General features: G+C 41.0%; 14 protein-coding genes. All 14 read right to left on the bottom strand.

Features of this window, described 5'->3' with window-relative positions:
- Positions 1-60: 60 nt before the first annotated feature.
- A complete protein-coding gene (gene argF / locus G6554_RS19285; RefSeq protein ID WP_166244817.1) occupies positions 61-1,020 on the bottom strand; it encodes an ornithine carbamoyltransferase in 960 nt (319 codons plus the stop codon).
- Complete coding sequence (carB, locus tag G6554_RS19280; RefSeq protein ID WP_166244815.1) at positions 1,004-4,240, bottom strand: carbamoyl-phosphate synthase (glutamine-hydrolyzing) large subunit; 3,237 nt, start codon at positions 4,238-4,240, stop codon at positions 1,004-1,006. Before carB ends, argF begins: the two co-directional genes overlap by 17 nt.
- A complete protein-coding gene (locus tag G6554_RS19275; RefSeq protein WP_166244864.1) occupies positions 4,227-5,303 on the bottom strand; it encodes a carbamoyl phosphate synthase small subunit in 1,077 nt (358 codons plus the stop codon). Before G6554_RS19275 ends, carB begins: the two co-directional genes overlap by 14 nt.
- A gap of 5 nt (positions 5,304-5,308) precedes the next feature.
- Complete coding sequence (locus G6554_RS19270) at positions 5,309-6,508, bottom strand: acetylornithine transaminase (protein WP_166244813.1); 1,200 nt, start codon at positions 6,506-6,508, stop codon at positions 5,309-5,311.
- Positions 6,508-7,305, bottom strand: coding sequence for an acetylglutamate kinase (gene argB, locus G6554_RS19265; protein WP_166244811.1), 798 nt, complete (start codon positions 7,303-7,305; stop codon positions 6,508-6,510). Before argB ends, G6554_RS19270 begins: the two co-directional genes overlap by 1 nt.
- Before the next feature lie 13 nt (positions 7,306-7,318).
- Complete coding sequence (argJ, locus tag G6554_RS19260) at positions 7,319-8,548, bottom strand: bifunctional glutamate N-acetyltransferase/amino-acid acetyltransferase ArgJ (RefSeq protein WP_166244809.1); 1,230 nt, start codon at positions 8,546-8,548, stop codon at positions 7,319-7,321.
- Positions 8,549-8,610: 62 nt separating this feature from the next.
- Positions 8,611-9,648, bottom strand: a complete 1,038-nt coding sequence (gene argC / locus G6554_RS19255) for an N-acetyl-gamma-glutamyl-phosphate reductase (protein WP_166244807.1) — start codon at positions 9,646-9,648, stop codon at positions 8,611-8,613.
- A gap of 218 nt (positions 9,649-9,866) precedes the next feature.
- Positions 9,867-10,622 carry a type I 3-dehydroquinate dehydratase gene (gene aroD, locus G6554_RS19250; RefSeq protein ID WP_166244805.1) on the bottom strand — a complete coding sequence of 252 codons (756 nt, stop codon included), beginning with the start codon at positions 10,620-10,622 and terminating at the stop codon, positions 9,867-9,869.
- Positions 10,622-11,140 carry a shikimate kinase gene (locus tag G6554_RS19245; protein WP_242637883.1) on the bottom strand — a complete coding sequence of 173 codons (519 nt, stop codon included), beginning with the start codon at positions 11,138-11,140 and terminating at the stop codon, positions 10,622-10,624. Before G6554_RS19245 ends, aroD begins: the two co-directional genes overlap by 1 nt.
- Before the next feature lie 192 nt (positions 11,141-11,332).
- Positions 11,333-12,232, bottom strand: coding sequence for a nickel transporter permease (gene nikC, locus G6554_RS19240; protein WP_166244803.1), 900 nt, complete (start codon positions 12,230-12,232; stop codon positions 11,333-11,335).
- 14 nt (positions 12,233-12,246) lie between these two features.
- Positions 12,247-13,254: an ABC transporter permease gene (locus G6554_RS19235; protein ID WP_166244801.1), complete on the bottom strand. Its 1,008-nt coding sequence runs from the start codon at positions 13,252-13,254 to the stop codon at positions 12,247-12,249.
- Positions 13,255-13,397: 143 nt separating this feature from the next.
- Entirely contained in the window at positions 13,398-15,014 is a 1,617-nt protein-coding gene (locus tag G6554_RS19230) for an ABC transporter substrate-binding protein (RefSeq protein WP_166244799.1), read from the bottom strand.
- Between the two features lie 48 nt (positions 15,015-15,062).
- The gene (locus tag G6554_RS19225; RefSeq protein WP_166244798.1) at positions 15,063-16,031 is read right to left on the bottom strand and encodes an ABC transporter ATP-binding protein; all 969 of its coding nucleotides are present in this window, start codon (positions 16,029-16,031) and stop codon (positions 15,063-15,065) included.
- On the bottom strand, positions 16,012-17,025 hold the full coding sequence (locus G6554_RS19220) for an ABC transporter ATP-binding protein (protein WP_166244796.1): 1,014 nt from the start codon (positions 17,023-17,025) through the stop codon (positions 16,012-16,014). Before G6554_RS19220 ends, G6554_RS19225 begins: the two co-directional genes overlap by 20 nt.
- Positions 17,026-17,075: the final 50 nt, after the last annotated feature.

Raw genomic sequence — 17,075 nt, 5'->3', positions numbered from 1 at the left:
ATGAATTTTTATTCAATCAATAGAATTATTATACAGTTAATCTTATAAAAAATGAAACTATTATGCAAGTAAAAGTTTTAAAATTGACTTTTGTGCATGCAGGCGGTTTTCTGCTTCATCAAAAACAACTGAATGAGGTCCATCAATAATTTCTGCGGTAACCTCTTCACCCCTATGAGCCGGTAAACAGTGTAAGAAAATAAAATCCTTCTTCGCATACTTACACAATTCCTCATTAACCTGGAAGCCTCGGAATGCCTCTAATCTTAACGCAGTTTCTTCTTCCTGGCCCATGCTGGTCCAAACATCCGTCACCACGACATCGGCATCTTTAATTGCTTCCAGCGGATCATTCATAACCGTAACCGTACTTCCTGTAAGCTTACCCACTTGAATGGCCTGTTCTGTTATTTTACCATTTGGCAAATATCCAGTCGGGCTGGCAATGCTTATATTCATCCCCACTTTAGCCGCGCCCTCCATTAGCGAATGGGCCATATTGTTATTGCCATCACCAATATAACAAAGCTTTATACCAGCCAATTTACCTTTGTGCTCTAAGATGGTCAGCAAGTCGGCCAGCACCTGCGTTGGATGCTGCAGGTCCGTTAGCCCATTTATTACCGGTACTGTTGCGTGGTCTGCTAATTCTTCTACTGATTCATGTGAAAAAGTTCGAATCATGATGCCGTCGACATAACGGGATAACACTTTCGCTGTATCGGAAATGCTTTCTCCTCTTCCGAGCTGAATATCCTTCGAACTTAGGAAAATCGCATGACCTCCGAGCTGCAGCATTCCCACCTCGAAAGATACTCTTGTACGGGTAGAAGATTTTTCAAAAATCATTCCCAATACCTTCCCGTTTAAGTGCGGCTGGGGCGTACCTTGTTTCTGCAGTGCCTTTAACTCCTGAGCCGCTTCAAGCAGATAGAGAATTTCATCTGTAGTAAAATCCGACAGCTGTAAAAAATCCTTTCCCTTTAATTCTTGCTTTTTCAATTTATATGCTTCTAACATGTTCAGCACCCCTTTTTTCCAAATCGTAATACTCACAGACTGTAAGGACTTCATTCTCTGACTTGGATTGATTTTGTAAACCACTAGTCGCTGCAATTGTATCTAAATGTGTAAATACAGGTATTTTGTAACGAACTGCATGCTCACGAATTTGAAAACCAAACTTTTGTTTTTGTCGGCCTTGGTTCGGTATATTAATGACTGCTTTTATTGGCTGTTTTCGAAAAAGTTCACTTACATCTTGATCGTCCGTAGCTACCTGTTCAACCGATATTCCATTATTTCGTAAAAACAATGCAGTACCTTCTGTTGCTGCAATCTGATAATCCTGGTTGATAAGATCGCGAATGATTGGAAGACTAGCTGTTTTTTCCCGATCGGAAATAGAACAAAACAGATACTTTTCTTCCGCTTTTCCCCCAAGAGCCGGGAGTGCTTTTTCAAGAGCTGCTTGAAACGTTACGCCCATTCCGAGTGCTTCGCCAGTTGATTTCATTTCCGGCCCTAGCACATGGTCAACGCCCTTAAGCTTACTGGATGAAAATATGGGGGCTTTTACAGAATAATAACCCGGTTCAGGAAGTAAACCTTGAACTTCCGATAAATCGGATAATTTCTCCCCTAATTGGGCACTGACTGCCCAATCAATCATCGGAATACCTGTTACCTTACTGATAATTGGCACCGTTCTTGATGAACGCGGATTTACTTCGAGCACAAAAACCTGATTTTCATAAACCACATATTGAATGTTCATCATGCCGATAACTGGTGCCGATATAGCAATTTTCTCTGCATACTGAATGATCGTTTCTTTTACCACTTCAGACATTGAGATGGGCGGGAACACCGATATGCTGTCACCAGAGTGAACACCGGCTTTTTCAATATGTTCAAAAATCCCCGGAACTACGATTTGGTCTCCATCACAAATAACATCAATCTCACATTCTAGTCCTGGTAAAAATTTATCTACTAATAGCGGCCACATCGCATCATATGAATTATTCTTAAGCTGGGAAATATACTGCCCTAATTCCTCTTCTGAAAAAATCGTAAACATCGCCTGACCGCCAATGACGTACGACGGGCGGACGAGAACCGGGTATCCTAGTTTAGCTGCAGCTTCCACTAGTTCTTCAGGATGCGATACTGTTTTTCCTTCGATATGCGGGATGCTTAAGTCTTCCAGCAATTGATAAAATTCTTTTCTGTCTTCAAGAAGATTAATATTTTCAACGGTAGTTCCTAAAATCTTGACACCCTCTTCTTCTAAAGCATGGGCCAAATTAATCGCCGTTTGCCCGCCGAACTGGATCAATACGCCCTCGACTTGTTCTTTTTCAATGACATGGAGGACATCTTCAGCAGCAAGTGGTTCGAAATAAAGACTGTCTGCAATGGAATAATCGGTACTGACTGTCTCCGGATTGTTATTAATGACAACTGCCTCATAGCCTTTTTTCTTAATCGCCATTGCGGCGTGGACAGAGCAGTAATCAAATTCAATTCCCTGGCCAATCCGAATCGGTCCTGACCCAATGACCAGAATTTTTTTCTTATTTGTTGGCTCTACTTCATCAACACCGTGCCATGTTGAGTAATAGTAAGGTGTGACCGCATCAAATTCTGCTGAACAGGTATCAACCATCTTATAGCCCGGTTTCCAGTCAAATTCTTTCCACTGCTTTCTGACTTGTTTTTCTGGGATATTAAAAATTTGCGATAAAAGCTTATCTGCAACATTATTTCGTTTTGCTTCTTTCAGCAGCGCTGTTGGAACATTGCTCCATTCATAGGAGGCAAGTTCTGTTTCTAACGCAACGATTGAGCTAATTTTGTGCAAAAACCATGGGTCAATCTCGGTCAACTGATGCACTTTTTCAAGCGAGATACCTCTGCGGAATGCTTCAGCAATAACAAATAAACGCTGATCATTGGCGATTTCAAGCAGTTCAAAAAGGACTTCTTCACTTAATGAATGGTTTGTATCGCGGCAAAGTCCATACACGTTCATTTCCATTGACCGGATTGCTTTATTTAAAGCCCCTTCAAACGTCCTGTCGATTGCCATGACCTCTCCAGTTGCTTTCATTTGTGTCCCTAGTGTTCTATCTGCTTCAGGGAACTTGTCAAATGGGAATCGAGGCAGTTTTACCACAATATAATCAATCGCTGGCTCAAACGAAGCAAAGGTATTACCTGTTATCGGGTTCACAATTTCATCGAGGTGATATCCTACTGCACATTTTGCTGCCATACGGGCAATCGGGTAACCAGTAGCCTTCGAAGCAAGTGCAGACGAACGACTTACCCTTGGATTCACTTCAATGATGTAATATTGATTGGATTCCGGATGCAGCGCGAACTGGATATTACATCCGCCAATAATTTTTAGCTCTCTGATTACTTTTATCGAAACGTCACGGAGCATTTGATACTGAACATCTGTTAATGTCTGCGATGGAGCGACAACGATGGAATCACCTGTATGAACGCCGACTGGATCCATGTTTTCCATATTGCAGACAATAATGCACGTATCATTTGCGTCTCTCATGACCTCATATTCAATTTCCTTCCAGCCTTTAATACTTTTTTCGACTAACACTTGTTGGATGGGACTTGCTGCTAAGCCTTTCTTAAGGACGATTTCAAGTTCTTCGTCATTGTAGGCAAAACCGCCCCCTTCTCCCCCAAGGGTATAGGCCGGACGAATGATGACCGGAAAGCCAATTTCTTTCACAAAAGCTTCGCCTTCTGCAAAACTGTGTATGATCGCTGATTCCGGTATTGGTTCCCCGATTTCCAGCATTAGGTTACGGAACCTTTCACGGTCTTCCCCGTTTTTGATTGATTCGACGGAGGTGCCAAGGAGTTTTACATTGTATTTTTCTAATATCCCTTGTTCATACAGCTGAACGGTTAAATTCAAACCTGTTTGCCCACCAAGGGTCCCAATGACCCCATCAGGCTTTTCTTTTTGAATGATTTTTTCAATTGTCTCAACGTTTAATGGCTCGATATATACCTTGTCGGCAATCGCCTCATCTGTCATGATTGTCGCAGGGTTATTATTGATTAAAACAACTTCTATCCCTTCCTCTTTAAGGGCAATACATGCCTGTGTACCGGCATAATCAAATTCTGCTGCCTGGCCGATCACAATTGGACCAGATCCAATAACAAGTACTTTTTTTAGTTTTTTATTTAGCGGCATATACTGTCTCTCCCATTGATGCTAACTGTTTTACGAAATCTTTCAGAATATATTCGGTATCACTTGGCCCAGGATGTGCTTCCGGATGAAATTGTACGGTTTGGATAGGAAAGTTTTGATGCTTCAGACCTTCGATTGATTTGTCATTTACATTTCTGTATGTGACATCAAAAACTTTTTCATCAATGCTTTCATCAACGACGACATAGCCGTGATTTTGTGCTGTTATTTTAACCTTGCCAGTATTTATTTCCTTAACCGGATGGTTGCCGCCGCGATGGCCATATGCAAGTTTTGTAGTTTTAGCCCCATAGGCAAGGGCAATCAGCTGGTGTCCTAGGCAAATTCCTAGTGTTGGAAATTGCTGGCTTATTTTCTTAATCTCAGGGAACCACTGTTTTAATTCCATGGGATCGCCAGGTCCGTTACTTAACAGGACACCATCGGGATTCAGTGCTTTTACTTTTTCAAAAGAAGTATTGTATGGCACAATCGTCACCGCACAATTTTCTTCTAATAGCGCATTTAGGATCGACTTTTTATAGCCAAAATCATATAGAACGATATGTGGCCCGCTATTTTTGAAAAATTGTGTCTTCTTTGTTGATACTTTGTCTACCCAAAATGCCTGGTTTCCTGTTGTTGGCAAGTTTGTTTTCTTCTTATAGCTTAAGTACCCTTTAACAGTACCGCGACTGCGAATGGTTTTCACGAGAAGTCTCGTATCAACCCCTGCGATTCCAGGAACCCCTGCCTGTTTAAGTTTTTCCGAGAATTTATTAATTGATTGATAGTGGCTCGGTGTTTCACATAAATCGCCAATGATCACTCCTGATAAGGCAGGTGAAATACTTTCATCATCGATAGCATTAATTCCATAGCTTCCGATAATCGGATAGCAGAAAGTAATGATTTGGCCGGCGTATGATGGATCAGTAATAATTTCTTGATAGCCCGTCATGCTCGTGTTAAAAACTACTTCTCCGAGCGAATCCTTCTCTGCACCGATTAGAATGCCTTCAAACACTTCTCCCGTTTCCAAAGTAAGATAACCATTCTCCAAAATACTCACGCGCCTTTCTCTATACTTTGGAAAGCACTTTCCAATTTGTTGGCAAATTCATTCACTTCTTCTTTTGTGGCGGTCAACGGAGGCAAAATCCGTACCACATTCGGGCCTGCAGATAAAATTAGCAGATTGTTTGCTATCGCTTTTTGGACAATTTCTAAGGCGCTGGTCTCGACAACCAACCCTTTTAGCAGCCCGGTACCACGGATTTCTTTTATAACAAGGTACTTTTCTTTTAGAATTTGAAGTTGTTGATCTAAATACGCTGATATGTCGACAACTTGTTTGAGTACGTCACTTTCAAGGATATGTGTAATGGTCGCAAGCCCTGCCGCCGTCGCAAATGGGTTCCCGCCAAATGTACTGCCGTGGCTGCCCGGCTCAAACCCCTTTGCTGCTTCTTCTTTTGCAATAATGGCTCCGATTGGAAATCCTGAGCCGAGACCTTTGGCGATGCTGATAACATCCGGTTCAATACCGTATTGTTCGTAGGCGAAAAGTGTACCCGTTCGTCCGATGCCTGTTTGAATTTCATCCACCATTAGCAGAATTTCGTTATCTTTACAAATTTGGGCTAGTTTTTTCACCCAATCTGGGTTGGCAGGAATCACTCCTCCTTCGCCCTGGACAAGCTCTAGCAGGACCGCGGCAGGTTTGATTGTCTGAAGCTGATCAAGTGCTCCACTGTCATTAAACGGCAGGTAGCTGAATCCGGGCATGAGCGGAGAAAATCCCTGTTGAATTTTTTCCTGGCCTGTGGCGGTTAAGGTGGCTAACGTTCTTCCATGGAATGATTGCTGAAAGGTGACAACTTCGTTTGAGCCACTTCCCTTAACATTGTTAGCATATCTTCTTGCTAGTTTAATGGCTGCTTCATTCGCTTCTGCCCCGCTGTTACAAAAAAAGACTTGATCGCCGCAGCTGTTCGCCGTGAGCAATGCTGCAAGCTCCTCTTGGTTTGGAATGTGGTAAAGGTTTGAGCAGTGCCATAGGTTTTGTAATTGTTCTTCAAGTTTTTCTTTCACTGGATCGGGAACATGCCCTAGGTTACAGGTGGCAATCCCAGAAGTGAAATCTAAGTATTTGTTTTCTTGATCGTCCCAAACATAACTTCCTTTTCCCTTTACAAGGGTGATGGGGAAGCGTGCGTATGTTGGCATTACCGGTGAGATTTGTGAAACAGTTGGGTTGGCAGCCATTATGCAATCACCTCTTCTAGAACTATTTTTGTTCCGACATTTTTTCCATTTGTATAATCTAGTAAGCTATTTTTTTCAAATCCGTTTATGATTCCAACCTCTGGTATATTATGAACCAGCCCGTCAATCGCTGCCGTTACTTTAGGAATCATACCGCCGTAGATTGTTTGATTAGTAATCATTTCTTCAATCATTTGTTTTGATACTCTATCAAGTTTGGTTTTCACACTATCTTTCTCGATTAAGATCCCAGGGATATCACTGATAAAGCATAAATTTGCTTCAAGTGCTTTGGCGATTGCTGATGCAGCAATATCACCATTAATATTGTAGCGCTGGCCGCCTGCATCAACCCCAATTGGAGAAATGACAGGAATATATCCTTGATTTACAATGCCTGCAATGATACTTTCATTCACTTCGACCACTTCGCCGACAAAACCTAAAGTTTCAGCATCATGACTAGGTTTTGCTTTCAACAAGGTGCCATCAACACCACTTATTCCAATTGCTCTTCCATTAACTTCAGCAATATTTCTTACTACTTGTTTATTAACCATGCCGCTTAAGACCATTTCAACAATATCTAACACCTCGTGGTTTGTTACTCTTAAACCATTCACAAAGGTGGTCTCAACGTTTAAGTTTTTTAATAACTGATTAATTAAAGGGCCACCGCCGTGCACGATTACCGGTACCCATTCACCAGAATGATACATCTTCACAACGTCCTCATAAAAAGACCTTGGCAGATTTTCTAACACACTTCCGCCGCACTTAATGACTAAATATTTCATTTTCACTTCCCCCTTAAGTGCGGTAAGATGCGTTAATTTTTACATAGTCGTAAGTAAGGTCGCATCCCCAAGCAGTTGCGCTGTACTCGCCTTGATGTAAATGAACATAAATAACAACATTTTCATTTTCCAAATAGCCTTTTACTTCCTCTTCATCAATCGGACAAGGCAGCCCTTTTTCAAATACTTTGTATTGCCCTAAAGAAACCTCCAATAAATTCGGCTCGATTGGAACCCCACTGTAACCGGCAGCCGTTACAATTCTTCCCCAATTTGGATCTGTACCGTAAATAGCTGTTTTTACAAGATTAGAAGAAATAATTGATTTTCCTACTGCTCTAGCTGCATTTAGACTAAAAGCCCCCTCAACTTGCACCTCAATTAGTTTAGTTGCTCCTTCGCCGTCACGGGCAATTTTTTTAGCTAGTGATTCGCAAACGATTTGTAATCCCTGTTTAAAAATGCCCCATTCTGGATGGTCCATCGTCAGTTGCTTATTGTCAGCTAAACCGTTTGCCATTACTAACACCATGTCGTTCGTGCTGGTGTCTCCATCGACGGTTATCATATTAAATGTGGTATTGGTTACCTCTCTTAATGCATGTAGAAGGTCTTCCTGGGCAACACTTGCATCTGTTGTAACAAAACCAAGCATCGTCGCCATATTTGGATGAATCATTCCCGATCCCTTAGAAGTTCCCCCGATGCTCACTTGTTTACCATCAATGGTAAACTGAACAGCAATCTGTTTTGTACATGTATCAGTTGTTAAAATGGCTTGTTTGAAGTTTTCTTCAAATTCATATTCTGTTTTAAGAATGTTATGGATTCCCGTCTTAATACAATCCATAGGGAGCAATTCGCCAATGACTCCAGTTGAGGTAATTGCTACAAGGTGATCTTGAATTCCCAATTGGCTTGCAAATTCTTTTTGCATTTCAAGTGCATCAGCTACTCCTCGCTCGCCAGTGCAAGCATTGGCATTACCAGAATTCACGAGGATCGCTTGAGCTTTATTTTCTTTTGCAATACTTTCTTGCGTAACAAGTAATGGTGCTGCTTGGAAAATATTTGTGGTATACACACCGGCAACCGTGGCTGGCACTTCAGAAACAATATACCCAAGATCAAGTCGTTTTCTTTTAATACCACAGTGCATTCCGCCTGCTTTGTACCCTTGTGGAACTGTTATACTCCCATCCTCTAGAACAACAATTTCATTTACTGATGTTGCTTGCGCCAATTTTATTTCCCCCTTATTTTTCCCTTTGGTCGTATAACTAGGTATCTACTAATTTATGAATTTTAAGGATACAATGGAATATCTGTAAGTCCTGTCCGTTCATCCCATCCGTTCATTACATTTGCATTTTGAATTGCCTGACCAGCTGCCCCTTTTACTAAATTATCGATGACGGAAATGACCGTTAAGCGATTAGTTCGTGGATCCACATAAAGGCCGATATCACAAAAATTACTGCCAAGTACCTCTTTAGTGGTTGGAACATTTCCAATAGGCCGAACCCTCACAAAGGGATGCTTTTCATAAAATTGAGTATAAATTTCTATAACTTCCTCTGTTGAAATATAATCTTTTAGATTCATATACATCGAACACATAATACCGCGTGACATCGGAACCAAATGTGTCGAGAAAGTAATGGCGATCTCTATCCCTGTTTCATCTTGAAGGACTTGCTCAATTTCGGGAATATGTTGATGCGCTCCCAGCTTATAAGCTCTGACATTATCATTTATTTCCGCATAATGTGATGTTAATGTAAGTCCCCTGCCTGCACCAGTTACACCTGATTTTGCATCAATGATGATTGACTTTTCATCTACAAACCCATTTTTTACAATGGGTATTAAGCCAAGTGTCGTTGCAGTAGGGTAGCAGCCTGGATTAGCTAGCAGATTAGCAGTTTTTATTTCTTCTGAATAAATTTCAGTTAATCCGTATGTTGCCTGCTTTAAATAGTCCTCTGAGGCCGGTAAATGCTTATACCATGACTCATATTCTTCAGCACTCCTTAGACGAAAATCTCCAGATAGATCTATACACTTTTTACCTTTTTCTATCATCTTTGGAACAAGCTTGCTGCTTACCCCTGATGGTGTTGCAAAAAAGACAATGTCATTTTCTTCACTTAATCTATCTGCATTGAATGTTTCAAGCGGTTGAACCATTATATTAGAAAGGTGCGGATACACATCGCTAAAATTAAACCCTGCTTGGGAGTTAGAAACGACAGAACCAACCTCCATGTAAGGGTGTTTATTTAATAACCTGACTAACTCAATTGACCCATAACCTGTGCCACCAATAATTGCAGCCTTCATTTCTTCAACTCCCACGTTGCTTATATAATGAATTATTATACATACATGTATATAATTATTCAATATTAAAATGACTTAATTTTTTGCGTTTACTGAAAATAATCAAGTTTAATAATGAAAACGTTTTCATTTCGGTGTAAATTTAGATACAATTTTTATGCATGATTATTAAAAAAACAGCATCCTTTTTGAAAATGGATTGCTGTCCTTTTATAAGATTATTGAAGTAGGTTTAAAATATTTCTTAATTCATTCACTCCAATTTGACCTGGTGCCGATCCCTTCCCAGAAGCTCCAAAGGTTATGGCTGATCCAAACGATCCCCCTGCAAGGCGGCTGATAATCCCCCTAGTTCCCATAGATATCGTAATAAATGGCCTGTCTGCATAGTTTTCATTCATTGTATTGGTTGCTTCCAATAAAGTCAGGACATCCGAGGAATTAGCCGGCATGACGGCAATTTTTGGTAAATCTCCTCCCCATTCCTGCGCCTTCCTTAATCGTTCCACTATTTCCTCTCGCGATGGAGTCTTAATGAAATCATGATTAGAAAGAATAACAAAAACGTCATTTGCATGTGCAGTGTTAATTAGGTCCTTCACTTCGATTTCTTCATTAAACAACTCTATATCAATGATATCAACCATACCGCTTTCAGCCATTGCTTTATTTAATTCAATGTAATATTTATTGCTTATTTCTTTTTCGCCGCCTTCCTTTTTACTTCTGAACGTAAAAATTAGCGGCATATCTGCTAGAATAGCACGTATTTCACCAAGGGCCTCTTTCACGTTTATCATACTCTCTACATGATTAAAAAAATCTGCCCGCCATTCCACAATATCCAAATCTACTGTTTTTAAAAATGCAGCCTCCTCGATTAACTCGGTTTTCGTTCTTCCTATTAAAGAGACACAAATTTTTGGTGCCCCTTCACCAATTGTAATTCCTCGTACTGTTACTGTTTTTTTCATTATCTACCCTTCTCTATTACTGTATTTATGATTAGATCGGCTATTTCCCCAGGAGTATGACCATCCGTAATCACTTTCAAATGATGCTTTGCATACACTTCCTGCCTTTTATAAAAGAGCTCCTCCATTTCTGCTAATGACTTTCCTTGCAATACTGGGCGGCTGTTTATAATTAGATTGATCCGCTCTTTCCATTTTTCAAATGACAAGTCTAGTAAAATAACATAACTGGAATCCATGCACAGCTCTCTAATGTCTTCTTGCAAAAAGGCACCGCCACCTAAAGACAAAACCTTATTCGTTTGTTCGCATAGATTGGTGATAACACTTTTTTCTTTATCTCGAAAAGCCCGTTCTCCGATTTTTTCAAAAATATCTGAAATCCTCATTTCATACTCTTTTTCTATTTCCTCGTCGACATCAATAAATTCACGACCAAGTTTTTCTGCAACCATTCTGCCGATTGTCGTTTTTCCGACACCCATAAATCCGATAAAAACAATGCTTTTATTAGTCAATCTTTCCGATCCCCCTATTAATCTAAATTAAGAAATTTCAGTTTTTAAATTGGGATTATTATATCCCTAAATCGTGTTTAAAAACAACAATCTCAAGTGGTTATGCTGGGATAAGTATGATTATTATTGATGTAATAATCAATGCTAAACATACTTCAAATTGTAAAAAAACTAGGCGGTGATTGTCACCGCCTAGTTTTTCATTTTCGGATCGAGAACATCCCGGAGTCCATCACCCATTAGGTTAAATCCAAGTACCGTCAGCATAATAGCCATCCCCGGAAAAATTAATGTCCAAGGGGCATTGGTAATATAGTTTTTCGAATCGGCGAGCATTTTCCCCCATTCAGGCGTTGGCGGTTGAGCACCTAAGCCAAGAAAGCCTAAAGCAGCGGCTTCGATAATGGCAGTGGCAATCGCCAATGTTGCTTGGACAATTACCGGAGAAATACTGTTAGGCAGAATATGTCTCAGAAGAATTCTTATGTCCTTCATTCCGACAGCTCTAGCTGCCATAATATATTCCTCTTGTTTCACACTTAAAACCTTTGATCTGACAAGCCGGCCAAAATTAGGGATGTTGATAACAGCGATCGCAATGAGCGCATTTTTCAGGGATGGTCCAAGGATTGCAACAACGGCAATCGCTAAAAGGATACTTGGAAAGGCAAGCATAACATCAAAGATTCGGGAAATGATCGCATCGACCCAGCGCCCATAGTAACCTGCCACAATTCCAAGCAATGTTCCAAAAACAACAGATCCCAACACCGAGAAAAATCCGACCCATAAAGAAATTCTTGCCCCGTAGATCACACGAGAAAAAATATCACGGCCAAAATCATCGGTTCCGAACCAATGTTTACTTGATGGTGCCTGCATCCGATCAGCTAATACCTGTTCCTTAAATCCATATGGAGCAATCAAAGGAGCGATGATGGCTAAAATGATAAAAAATAAAACGATACATAATCCTGCCAATGCTAAGCGATTTTTATAAAAGGATTGCCATGCCTCTTTCCATGGTGGTACCAGCTTTTCCTCGGCAGGTGCAACCGCGATGTCTGCAATGTTTTTTGCTAATTCTGCCACTTTTGATCCCCTCCTTATTTTGTAAATTTAATTCTTGGATCCACTATGACATACAATAGGTCAACGATTAGATTGATAAGGACAAATATAGCCGCAATAATTAAAATTCCAGACTGAATGACCGGATAATCACGGTAGCCAATGGCGTCGTATAAATAGCGGCCAATGCCCGGCCAGCTAAAGATCGTTTCTGTTAGGATCGCTCCACCTAGTAGCAGCCCCGTCTGCAATCCAATAACTGTGAGCACAGGAATGATGGCATTTTTGAGCGAGTGCTTGTACACGACCCAAAACATTCTTAATCCTTTTGCTCTAGCAGTACGAATGTAATCTGATTTCATTACCTCAAGCATCGTGGCACGGGTCATCCTTGCGATAATCGCCATCGGGATAGTGGCAAGGGCAATACTCGGTAAAATGAGATGCTTGATGACCGTAATAAATTGAGTAAAATTGCCTTGTAATAAGGTATCAATCATATAAAGATTAGTTATTGCTGTGATCGGATCCCGAACATCCTCTCTTCCTGTTGTCGGAAGCCAGCCTAACTCAATGGAAAAAGCCCATTGTTCCATTAAACCAAGCCAAAAAATCGGCATCGATACACCAATTAAGGCAAGAATCATGGCAGCATAATCAAACCATGAATTTGAAAACCAGGCACTAATAATACCAGCATTGACGCCAATAACAATGGCGATAATCATCGCAACAATGGTTAATTCCAATGTGGCGGCCAGGTAAGGCCATATTTCTTCATTAATCGGTAACCTTGTCTCCAGAGAAACACCTAAATCCCCATGTAAAAGAGATTTTATATAATCGAAATATTGTATGTACCAAGGCCTGTCCAGCCCTAATTGAGCTGTCAAATTGGCAACTGCTTCCTGCGTTGCCCTTTGCCCAAGAATAACTTGTGCCGGATTCCCCGGAATTGCATGAATAATGGCAAAAACAACAAGGGTCATTCCGATTAATACTGGAATTAAGGCTAGTATTCGCCGGACTGTATACGTTAACATAACCATCACCTCTTTTGAAAAAAATACGAAAATAGAACCCCTCTACTTCGATGTTCCATCGGATTTTCACCCAAAACAGAACCATCACTCCGCCTAATGGTAAGAAAAGGGGAGGCAATGCTCCCTCCCCTTTTCCCCCATTACTATTTAAATTCAACTTTACTTAAGCATTCTGATCCAGTTGGATGCGGGATGTAATTCAGTACATCTTTAGACGCCGCTAATAGTGGTGTTGAGTGTACAAGCGGTACCCAAGGTGCATCATCATGGATGATTTCTTGAGCCTTTTTATAAAGCTCGTTCCGTTTTGCTTGATCTGTTTCTGTTTGCGCCTCAATTAAGATGTTGTGTAGTTCATCGTTGCTGTAGTAAGAGTAGTTGTTGCTGCCAATGGCATCTTTATCAAGCAATGTGTAAATGAAGTTATCAGGGTCACCATTGTCACCTGTCCAGCCAAGCATAAAGGCATCAAACTCTCCTTTTGTTGCTTTTTCTAAATAAGTTGCCCAGTCTACTGATTTGATTTCTGCAGTTACGCCAATTTTGCTTAAGCTTTCTTGGATAACTTCAGCAACCTTCTGTGCTTCAGGCATATATGGACGAGCTACAGGCATTGCCCATAAATCCATTTTAAAACCTTTTTCATAACCTGCTTCCTTCAATAGCGCTTTTGCCTTTTCTAAATCATATGGATACTCTTCAATGGCGTCGTTATATCCTTCAATGGAAGGTGGCATAGGGTTTTTAGCTGGAAGTGCTTTGCCGCCATAGAACGCATCAATGATAGACTTTTTATCAATAGCATAATTAATTGCCTGACGAACAAGCTTATTATCAAATGGTTTACGAGTATTTGTTAATCCAATATAGCCAACGTTCATTGATGGACGTTCGATAATTTGCAGTTTGTCGTCAGACTTAACTGTTGCCTCATCAGAATTATTCAACCCATCCATGACATCGATTTCACCTTTTGAAAGGGCGTTAAGACGAGCAGCATTTTCCGGAATAACGCGGAAGATGATTTTGTTTAACTTCGGTAAACCTTCTTGCCAGTAGTCTGGATTTTTTTCAACGACAATACGGTCTTTCTTTTTCCATTCAACAAATTTAAATGGACCGGTTCCAACCGGATGGCTTCTGAAATCATCGCCCCACTTTTTAACAGCTTCAGGACTGGCAATTCCAAATGGCGACATCGCTAAGTTTTTCAAGAAAGGGGCCTGCGGACGTTTCAAGACGAACTGGACTGTGTACTCATCAAGCGCTTTCACTTCTTTAATGACATGCCCTTCATCCGCTTTATAGCCGCCAAACATGGTGTAATAAGGGAATTTCTCTTCATCCCCATTCATCCAGCGATCAAAGTTAAAGACAACCGCCTCTGCATTAAAATCAGTACCGTCATGGAATTTCACTCCTTGACGCAGGTGGAATGTGTACGTTAATCCATCCTCAGACGGCTCCCACTTTTCAGCAAGTCCCGGTTGGACAGTAGTATCTTTTTCGCCATACTCAAGTAAGGTTTCGAAAATATTTTCAGTGACTTTAAAGGCTTCTCCCTCAGTTGTAGTGATTGGATCCAAAGAAGTGGAATCTCCACCACGGCCATACACAAGTGTATCCTTTTTGGAACCATTGCTTGTGGCTGGCTCTTTTTTGCCGTCAGACTCGCTGCTCGATTTGCTGTTACAGCCAACTAAAAACATGCTGATGGCTAATAAAGAAATCAACAGCAGTGTAAATGACTTTTTCCTCATAAGCTTTTTTCCCCCTAATTATTTGTTTTTTATCATAAATGCCGCATATCATTTGTTATATAAGTGACATGCCACAAAATGACCATTTTCTACGTGTTCTGCTGGTCTAGCAGTTTTGCAAATATCCATTACCTGTCCGCACCTTGTGTGAAAGGCGCAGCCTGATGGAGGATTTGCTGGACTTGGCAGTTCCCCTTCAATTAATATGGTTTTCTTTTTTAAATCAGGATCTGGCACTGGTACAGCGGAAAGAAGTGCCTTCGTATACGGATGCTGTGGATTTTCATAGAGTTCTTCACTATCGGCTAATTCTATTAATCTGCCTAAATACATCACGCCGACACGGTCACTGATATGTCGAACAACACCTAAATCATGTGCGATAAATATGTATGTAAGCTGGAACTCTTTTTGGATGTCCTTCATCAGATTGAGAACCTGGGCCTGAATCGAAACGTCAAGAGCGGAAACCGGTTCATCCGCAATAATTAGTTTCGGTTTTGTCATCAATGCTTTGGCAATCCCAATCCGCTGGCGCTGCCCGCCGCTGAACTGGTGGGGATACCTTTTAGCATGGTAACTGCTAAGGCCAACAACCTCCAGCATTTCTCTTACCTGCTTCCTGCGCTCCTCTTTCGTTCCGATTCCATGAACAATCAGAGGCTCCTCAAGAATTTGCTCGATCGAATGCCTAGGGTTTAAGGAAGCATAAGGATCCTGGAATACCATTTGAATTTCCCTACGTGTTTTTCGTAATTCTGACTTTGACAAACTGGTAATCTCTTTATCTTCGAAAATTATTCTTCCATCACTAGCCTCAATCAAGCGCATGAGTAATCGGCCAGTCGTGGACTTCCCGCAACCACTTTCACCTACAATCCCAAGTGTCTCTCCTTTTTTTACATAAAAAGAAACATCATCAACCGCTTTGACTTCCCCTTGTTTTCTCCCAAGAAGCCCACCAGTGATTGGAAAATACTTTTTCAAACCATTTACTTCAAGAAGAAACTCCGACATGTTTGTCACTCCCCTCCTTCAAGGTATGTAGGAAACAGCGCACTTCATGCCCGTCTTTTTCCGTATTATATAATTCCGGTGTTTCTTCATGGCATTGACCAAATACCTCAGCACACCTGGCCGCGAATTTGCAACCCTTTAGAACTGTTCCTGGAGCAGGAACTGTCCCCGGAATACTATAGAGCCGATCCTTTTTTCTGCTTAGGTCTGGGACGGATTTCAAAAGTCCCTTTGTATATGGATGCTGTGGGTCCTTTAGAATTTTTCTGACATCACCCTGTTCAACGATTTGGCCTGAATACATCACAATGACCCGCTCGCAAATTTCCGCTACAACACCTAAATCGTGGGTAATGAGGATAATCGATGTATTTGTTTTCTGATTTAAATCCTTCATTAATGCCAGTATTTGTGCCTGGATAGTGACATCGAGAGCCGTTGTGGGCTCATCTGCAATCAGTACCTTTGGATTACAGGCCATCGCCATCGCAATCATGACCCGCTGCCTCATTCCACCTGAGAGCTGATGTGGATGGTCTTTAAGAATTCCTTCTGCTCTTGGAATGCCTACAAGCCTTAGTAATTCTATACTTCGTACCTTTGCTTGTGATTTATTGAGATCGGTATGTAACCGTATAGCTTCCATCAACTGATTACCAATCGTAAACAAAGGATTCAACGAGGTCATCGGTTCTTGGAAAATCATCGAAATCTGATTTCCGCGGATTCTTCGCCATTCCTTTTCTGAAATATTTTTCAGGTCTGTTCCTTCAAAGATAATTTCTCCATGCTCAATTTTTCCTGGAGGAGACGGGATAAGTCCCATCGTGGCTAATGATGTCACACTTTTGCCGCTCCCGGACTCGCCGACAATCCCAAGAATTTCTCCCTCTTTCAATTCAAAACTGATCCCATCTACAGCAGCGACAAATTTCTTACCTGATTGGAATGAAACCTTTAAGTCCTTTATTTGAAGAATAGGGTCTTTATTCACATTTACACCTACTTTATGTATTCTATTCAATCAATTTCTCGAAATATTAT

The organism is Bacillus sp. MM2020_4 (assembly GCF_011250555.1).
Lineage (GTDB): Bacteria > Bacillota > Bacilli > Bacillales > Cytobacillaceae > Neobacillus.
This window is presented reverse-complemented; position numbering and strand designations above follow the sequence as displayed.

Coding starts and splice junctions, on each gene's coding strand:
- argF (WP_166244817.1), bottom strand. CDS start 1,020: ATGTTAGAAGCATATAAATTGAAAAAGCAAGAATTAAAGGGAAAGGAT.
- carB (WP_166244815.1), bottom strand. CDS start 4,240: ATGCCGCTAAATAAAAAACTAAAAAAAGTACTTGTTATTGGATCTGGT.
- G6554_RS19270 (WP_166244813.1), bottom strand. CDS start 6,508: ATGGCTGCCAACCCAACTGTTTCACAAATCTCACCGGTAATGCCAACA.
- argB (WP_166244811.1), bottom strand. CDS start 7,305: ATGAAATATTTAGTCATTAAGTGCGGCGGAAGTGTGTTAGAAAATCTG.
- argC (WP_166244807.1), bottom strand. CDS start 9,648: ATGAAGGCTGCAATTATTGGTGGCACAGGTTATGGGTCAATTGAGTTA.
- aroD (WP_166244805.1), bottom strand. CDS start 10,622: ATGAAAAAAACAGTAACAGTACGAGGAATTACAATTGGTGAAGGGGCA.
- G6554_RS19235 (WP_166244801.1), bottom strand. CDS start 13,254: ATGTTAACGTATACAGTCCGGCGAATACTAGCCTTAATTCCAGTATTA.
- G6554_RS19230 (WP_166244799.1), bottom strand. CDS start 15,014: ATGAGGAAAAAGTCATTTACACTGCTGTTGATTTCTTTATTAGCCATC.
- G6554_RS19225 (WP_166244798.1), bottom strand. CDS start 16,031: ATGTCGGAGTTTCTTCTTGAAGTAAATGGTTTGAAAAAGTATTTTCCA.